This is a genomic window from Priestia sp. 40, assembly GCF_049368575.1.
GTDB lineage: Bacteria > Bacillota > Bacilli > Bacillales > Bacillaceae_H > Priestia > Priestia zanthoxyli.
Window position 1 is genome coordinate 66,368 of record NZ_JBMPZA010000029.1, and the last position, 6,642, is coordinate 73,009.

The 6,642-nt window shown below is 34.5% G+C and carries 5 protein-coding genes and 2 other annotated features; of the genes, 2 read left to right on the top strand and 3 right to left on the bottom strand.

The features are described from left to right. Positions 1-160 precede the first annotated feature (160 nt). The gene (tuf, locus tag ACO1DI_RS28580; protein ID WP_423145840.1) at positions 161-1,378 is read left to right on the top strand and encodes an elongation factor Tu; all 1,218 of its coding nucleotides are present in this window, start codon (positions 161-163) and stop codon (positions 1,376-1,378) included. 230 nt (positions 1,379-1,608) lie between these two features. Here the strand turns inward: tuf and ACO1DI_RS28585 are convergent, their stop codons facing one another. From ACO1DI_RS28585 to ACO1DI_RS28595, 3 genes are all read right to left on the bottom strand, one after another. Beyond that, a complete protein-coding gene (locus ACO1DI_RS28585) occupies positions 1,609-2,697 on the bottom strand; it encodes a DUF4179 domain-containing protein (protein ID WP_154974533.1) in 1,089 nt (362 codons plus the stop codon). After that, on the bottom strand, positions 2,681-3,223 hold the full coding sequence (locus tag ACO1DI_RS28590) for a sigma-70 family RNA polymerase sigma factor (RefSeq protein WP_154974530.1): 543 nt from the start codon (positions 3,221-3,223) through the stop codon (positions 2,681-2,683). Before ACO1DI_RS28590 ends, ACO1DI_RS28585 begins: the two co-directional genes overlap by 17 nt. A gap of 423 nt (positions 3,224-3,646) precedes the next feature. Continuing rightward, entirely contained in the window at positions 3,647-3,805 is a 159-nt protein-coding gene (locus ACO1DI_RS28595) for a Spo0E family sporulation regulatory protein-aspartic acid phosphatase (protein ID WP_423145843.1), read from the bottom strand. 544 nt (positions 3,806-4,349) lie between these two features. After that, positions 4,350-4,577 (top strand) — a binding site (T-box leader). Between the two features lie 38 nt (positions 4,578-4,615). After that, positions 4,616-4,842, top strand: a binding site (T-box leader). A 50-nt stretch (positions 4,843-4,892) separates the two neighbouring features. Here ACO1DI_RS28595 and thrS point away from each other — a divergent pair. Then, a partial coding sequence (gene thrS / locus ACO1DI_RS28600) for a threonine--tRNA ligase (protein WP_423145841.1) occupies positions 4,893-6,642 on the top strand: 1,750 nt, incomplete at its 3' end.

The window sequence follows — 6,642 nt, forward strand, 5'->3', positions numbered from 1 at the left end:
TATTATAAATAACTTCTAGCATAGTAATTAAACCCTATTATTTATGGTAAAATATATATTAAATTCTATGATAAGGTAATTATTAGACGAAGAGGTTTATTTATAACTACTCATACTAAAGCACGTCCTTTACCTTATTAAATTTCAGGGGGATACCAAAATGCCTAAATCAGTATTTGAACGTACTAAGCCATACCTTAATATTGGTTTTATTGGCCATGTTGATCATGGTAAAACTACTTTAACTGCAGCTATCTCGGCCTTTTTAGCAATGAAACATGGTGGTAAAAAAATGAGCTATGCAGATATTGATAATGCACCAGAGGAAAGAGAGCGAGGAATTACGATTAATACTCGTCATGTGGAAGGGGAAACTGACTCGCGCCACTATGCTTTCATTGATAATCCAGGTCATGCTGATATTGTCAAGAATATGATAACCGGGGTAGATCAAATGGATGGAGCTATTCTTGTTGTGGCAGCCGATAGTGGCATAGAGCCTCAAACACGTGAACATATTCTTTTGGCTCGTCAGGCGGGAGTGCCAAATCTTATTGTGTTCTTAAATAAAATGGATCTAGCAGATCCAGAACTGGCTGAACTTGTAGAAATGGAAGTTATTGACCTTCTCACTTCATACGGATATCCAGAAGATACCCCCATCATAAAAGGTTCTGCTTATCAAGACATGGTGAAACTAGAAAGTGGTCAAAATGCTGAGTACATACCAGAGCTGACGGATACTTTGGATGCTTATATTCCCCAGCCAACACGTAGTATTGACAAGCCTTTTTTAATGCCCATTGAAGATATCTTTTCTATTCAAGGACGCGGCACGGTTGTAACAGGGAAAATCGAACAAGGAATACTAAAAAAGAATGACGAAGTTGAAATCGTGGGTATAAAGGAAACAATCCAAACTACATGTACAGATATTGAAATGTTTAATAAGCTCTTAAGTGAAGCCGAAGCAGGAGAAAATGTAGGTTTACTTCTTCGTGGTATTGATAAAACGGGGATACAGCGTGGTCAAGTACTTGCTAAACCTCGATCAATATCTCCTCATACTAAATTTAAAGCTGCTATCTATGTGTTGTCGAAAGAAGAAGGAGGACGTCATAAACCTTTCTTTACGAATTATCGACCGCAGTTTTACTTCCGTACTACAGATGTTACAGGGGCTATTCATTTGAAAGATGGCGAAGAGATGGTCATGCCTGGTGAAAACACTGAGGTATATGTGGAACTCATTCACCCAATTGCCATGACTCCAGGCCTTCGTTTTGCTATTCGTGAAGGTGGACGGACTGTGGCCTCGGGTCAAGTAATTGAAATTTTTGATTCAAAAGACGATATTACGATAAAGGCAAAAGGATAAACATCATTCGATTCTAAGTTTGTTTTCTATAAAAAAGCTTCCTAACGAGTAGGAAGCTTTTCGTCTTATTATCGTATATCTTCTATAATTAATATCCTTACTTAACATAAAACCATTTATAGGAACAGAACTTATTAAACCTCTTTAGAGCAAACGGACAATGAGTTCTATTCCTTATAATTAACGCAGCTTTTAAGAGCTGAAAATTATTTCTTAAAAGCTGCGTATACTTATTGAGGTATGTTTACCTTAAATGATTTAAATTTAACAGGTTTTGAAGAACTACCTTTAAATCCTACCTCTTTTGACTCACCATTTTCATCGTATTCAACTCCTCCACCGTCTGACGGAAGGAATAAATAAGGAGTAACAGTCAATTCTGTAACATCTGAGCTGAGTGGGTCAAACTTTTTATTACTTGTAAACACTAGTTTATCTTTCACCTGTATACCTTCTGCTCCACCTGAATAACTCTTAATCTTTTTACCATCTTGATCAACAATTTTAAGTTCTATATTTCCAGCTCTACTTGCTTCGAAGTCCTCTCCTTTTTCAGAACTCTCATAAGATATACTCGTCCCCGTTTTACTGAAAGATAAGTCCTTGATATTAAGGCCGATGCCGTCTACATTTTGTGAATAATGGATTGGAACTTTCTTAATATCCTTAATTTTTTTGACTGGATTTGAGAAATACCAAGTTTCCCCCTTTTGTCCATGTAGGATTAATCCAAGCTCGAAAGCATTTGGCATGTCTTTAGATATATTTATTTCCTGAATGGCCGTTCGAGTTGTAGGTGATTGAACCTTTTCTTCATATCCACCCGATCCACCAATTATCTCGCCATTTACAGTATAATCCATGCCACTACCGCAATAATATTCTTCTAATTTTTTGTCTGACTTTATAATGTAACTAAGCCTAATGCCACTTTGATCGTATAGAATTTCTTCAAGCGTCACAGAGATTCCATTGACAGTCTGTGTCTCTCCAACTTGGCTGGCCAATCCATTTTTTTGAGCTTGTTTTAAACCAACGTAATTAGAGTCTCCAAAAACAGAACCGATAAGAGGTATTTGAGACAATGTGCTTGCTAAAGCTGGAGATTGATAGGAAGAAGCAACTAATAGTCCAAAGGCTACCGCCACACTGGACATAGCATACAAGCCTTTCCGTTTTCTGTTGCTAATCCTATGTCTATGCTTGTAACTTATTTTGTTATCCGTTATCAGTTCTTGTGCTTGACCAATCCCTGCTTGAATAGCTGAACGAACTTGTTCCTTAGGAAACTTTTCTACCTGCTCATGAAATTCTTTCATCTAATTTATAGCTCCTTTCCAATTCACTTCTTAATTTTTTCTTTGCCCTACGTAGATACGTTTTTACTGTACTAACTGGTTTTTCCATCACGTCCGAAATATCCTGGATTGATAAATCATGGTAGTAAAATAAGATAATAGATGTTTGATAAGATGAATTAAGCGTAGATAATGCCTGGGTTAAATGAAAAGATTCAATTTCCTCTTCTTGTTTCTCATCTAACTTCCTTAATAATTCGTGTTCTTCATAAGGAACAATTTGTTCTCGTTTCTTTAATAGCTTGTAACACTCTCGAATAAGGATTTTAAATAGCCAAGTTGAAAAATACTCTGGTTCTCGCAATTTACCTATCGCCAGAAAGGCTTTGCATGCTGTTTCTTGTATGACATCAAGGGCATCTTCCTTTGTTCTAACATAAGAAAGAGCTTTATAATAAAGCAATTTCTCTTCTTGGAAAAGTAATTCTTCAAAAGCCCTAGCGTCTCCACTAATTGCTTTTTTTACTGTATGTATATCATGTTTCACAGTATTATCACTCCTTTCATTAATTAGAGTCGTCTCGACACACGAAAAGTTTCACTATCTCCATTTTTTTTAAAAAAATTTTATTTTTTATAATGTATACCATATACAAAGATAGTTAACATAATGTCTCTTTTAGGAACACACCATAAAAAAGAACCCTTGTCGCAGAACGGTTACGCCGAGGGTTCTTTTTCCGGATTATGCAGCTTTTTATACATCCTTGATAGACCAACGTTTTTCAGATAGACGTTTTAGAAATAGATGTATAAAAAATGCACCTTTTATACATATGTAAATCAAGAAAAATATATTATTTATGGTAAATATATTATAATGTGTTTGCACATGCATTTTATAGTAAAAAGCCACCTGTCCTGCAAATACCGGGTGGCTTTTTATTTCGTATATATTAAAAATAGACAATTAATCATTTATATTAATTTCTTCTAATTTATTTAATAACTGGTCTACAAATTGACTAATTAAAATCGTATTATCGCTAGTAAATCCTTCTTCTAACCCTATTTCAATCATAAGTTCTCTCACTGCTTCTATATCTACAAGTAGAGCCTTCCTTAACATACTGTTGTATCTGTATCTCTGCAATTATATAGTCACCTATCTCTCTAAGTTGTTAAGTTCTTATTTAACAATAACTGGATTTTCAATGTATAACAATAATTGTTCTTGTAAAATCCAATTAAGAGCGTAGAATGCCGATTTTATGGTTTGAATAGTTACTTTTTATACTCAATAAATGTTCCAATACGTCTTGTAGATGCGAATGAAAATTTCATTTCTTATAATATAGGTAAGAAAATTCCTCAATCTATGAGGAATTTTCTTGTTTTTAATGTACAGTTAATCAGTTTTTAAAGGTACAAAAAATAATGAAGTATATTTGGCTTCCTTAATATGACTACGTTCTTCCAATACTTAAGTGATAGGTAAATGCATAAAAAGGCTGTCTTTTATACATATATTCATTCCTTTAAATTTGTTTTTGGCGGGGGGATTTCGATATATTTTTAAAACAGAAATTAATTCTAATTAATTACATATTTAGAATTAAGTATTGACATTTACAAATAGTATAAATTATAATTCTATTTATTGGAAATAAACATGTTGAGCGTTGAAAAGGACACGAATTATTTTTATATTTCTTTACAGAGAATAGGGCCTTTGGCTGTGAGCCCTTAAGAAAGAGAAATAATTTACCACCTTGGAGCTATTGTGGGGAAATATGTAGATAGAGTAACCGCAATCGGGAAATCCGTTATCTTTTTGAGAATATAACACTTGTAGTGTTTTATAAAATTAGGGTGGTACCACGACCGCACTCGTCCCTGTTAGAGGGATGAGTGCGTTTTTTTATGTTGAAAAATAAATAGGTAAGCAACGAAAAGGACATGAATTATTTTTATACTTCTTTGCAGAGAATAGGGTCTTTGGCTGTGAGCCCTTAAGGAAGAGAAATAATTTACCACCTTGGAGCTTTATTAGTGAACTAGTAGTAATTAATAACGTTTGCGACGTTACAGCACCAGAGCCATCGATATATTTATATTGATGGGAATTTGGGTGGTACCACGTGTGAAAACATACTCGTCCCTTACTTAAGGATGAGTATGTTTTTTTTGACTTTATTTAAATAGGAGAGGTTATCATGAGTAAAGATTTAATTCAAATTCGCTTTTTAGATGGAAATGAGAAAGAATTTTCAAAAGGTATTACATTACATACTATTGCAGAATCCATTAGTTCTAGCCTAAAGAAGAAAGCTATTGCGGGTAAAGTAAATGGAGAATTGTATGATTTGCATCGAGCCATTAATCAAAATGCAGAAATCGAAATTTTAACAGTAGATTCTGACGAAGGTCTAGAAATTATGAGGCATACAACAGCTCACATACTTGCTCAGGCAGTAAAAAGAGTACATAAGAATGTGAAGTTAGGGGTAGGACCAGTTATTGAAGATGGATTTTATTACGATATGGATCTTTCTACAACGATTGCTTCTAATGAGTTACTACAACTCGAACATGAAATGAAGAAAATTATTAATGAAAATCATCCTATTGAACGTACTGAAGTGACACGTAGTGAAGCTGAAAGAATATTTAGCGAGATAAACGACGAGTTGAAACTGGAGTTATTACGTGATATTCCTATGAATGAAACAGTTACGATTTATAAACAGGGGGAATTTTTCGATTTATGTCGAGGCCCACATCTTCCTTCTACTGGAATGGTTAAGGCGTTTAAATTAACAAAAGTATCAGGAGCATACTGGAGAGGTAACAGCGACAACCAAATGTTACAACGTGTATATGGCGTAGCTTTTCGTTCTCAAAAACAGTTAAATGAGTATCTGATGTTTCTAGAAGAAGCAGCGAAAAGAGACCATAGAAAATTGGGAAATGAACTAGAATTATTTATGTTTTCTGATGAAGCACCTGGAATGCCTTTTTATCTAGCTAAAGGACAAATGGTTAAAAATCAGCTGGAGCAATTCCTACGATCCGTTCAAGAAAAGCATAATTACGAAGAAGTACGTACTCCTTTTATGATGAATCAACAATTATGGGAAAAGTCTGGTCACTGGGATCATTATAAGGATAATATGTATTTTTCAGAAGTGGATAACGCTAAATTTGCATTAAAGCCCATGAACTGTCCTGGTCATATGCTTATCTTTAAAAATAAGCTCCATTCCTATAGAGATTTACCCATTCGAATGGGAGAATTCGGTCAAGTTCACCGTCACGAATTCAGTGGGGCTCTAAATGGATTATTAAGAGTACGTACGTTTTGTCAGGACGATGCTCATATCTTTGTTACTCCTGAACAAATTGAAAGTGAAATTAAATCGGTCATTGAATTAGTGGATTATATCTATAAAACATTTGGTTTTGAATATAGTATAGAACTTTCAACTCGACCAGAAGACTCCATGGGAGAGGATAGCTTATGGGAACTTGCTGAAAACTCCTTAGAAAACGTATTAAAAAAGTTGAACTTTGATTATAAATTGAATGAAGGCGACGGAGCATTTTATGGTCCTAAAATAGATTTTCATATTAAAGATGCCTTAAAAAGAAGTCATCAATGTGCAACAATTCAATTAGACTTCCAGCTACCAGAAAAATTTGATTTGAATTATATTAACGAAAAGAACGAAAAACAGCGTCCAGTGGTAATTCACCGAGCTATTTTTGGATCTCTTGACCGTTTCTTTGGCATTTTAATTGAACACTTTGGAGGCGTCTTCCCAACATGGTTGGCACCTGTACAAGTAAAGGTTATTCCAGTGTCTCTAAAAGTTCATCAGGAATATGCACAAGAGATTAAAGCAGCTCTAGGAAAGAAAGGGATTCGAGTAGAATTAGACAATCGAGAACAAAAGCTCGGATATA

Excerpts from the sequence above, each read along its gene's own strand:
- tuf (WP_423145840.1), top strand. The coding sequence starts at position 161 with ATGCCTAAATCAGTATTTGAACGTACTAAGCCATACCTTAATATTGGT.
- ACO1DI_RS28585 (WP_154974533.1), bottom strand. The coding sequence starts at position 2,697 with ATGAAAGAATTTCATGAGCAGGTAGAAAAGTTTCCTAAGGAACAAGTT.
- ACO1DI_RS28595 (WP_423145843.1), bottom strand. The coding sequence starts at position 3,805 with ATGTTAAGGAAGGCTCTACTTGTAGATATAGAAGCAGTGAGAGAACTT.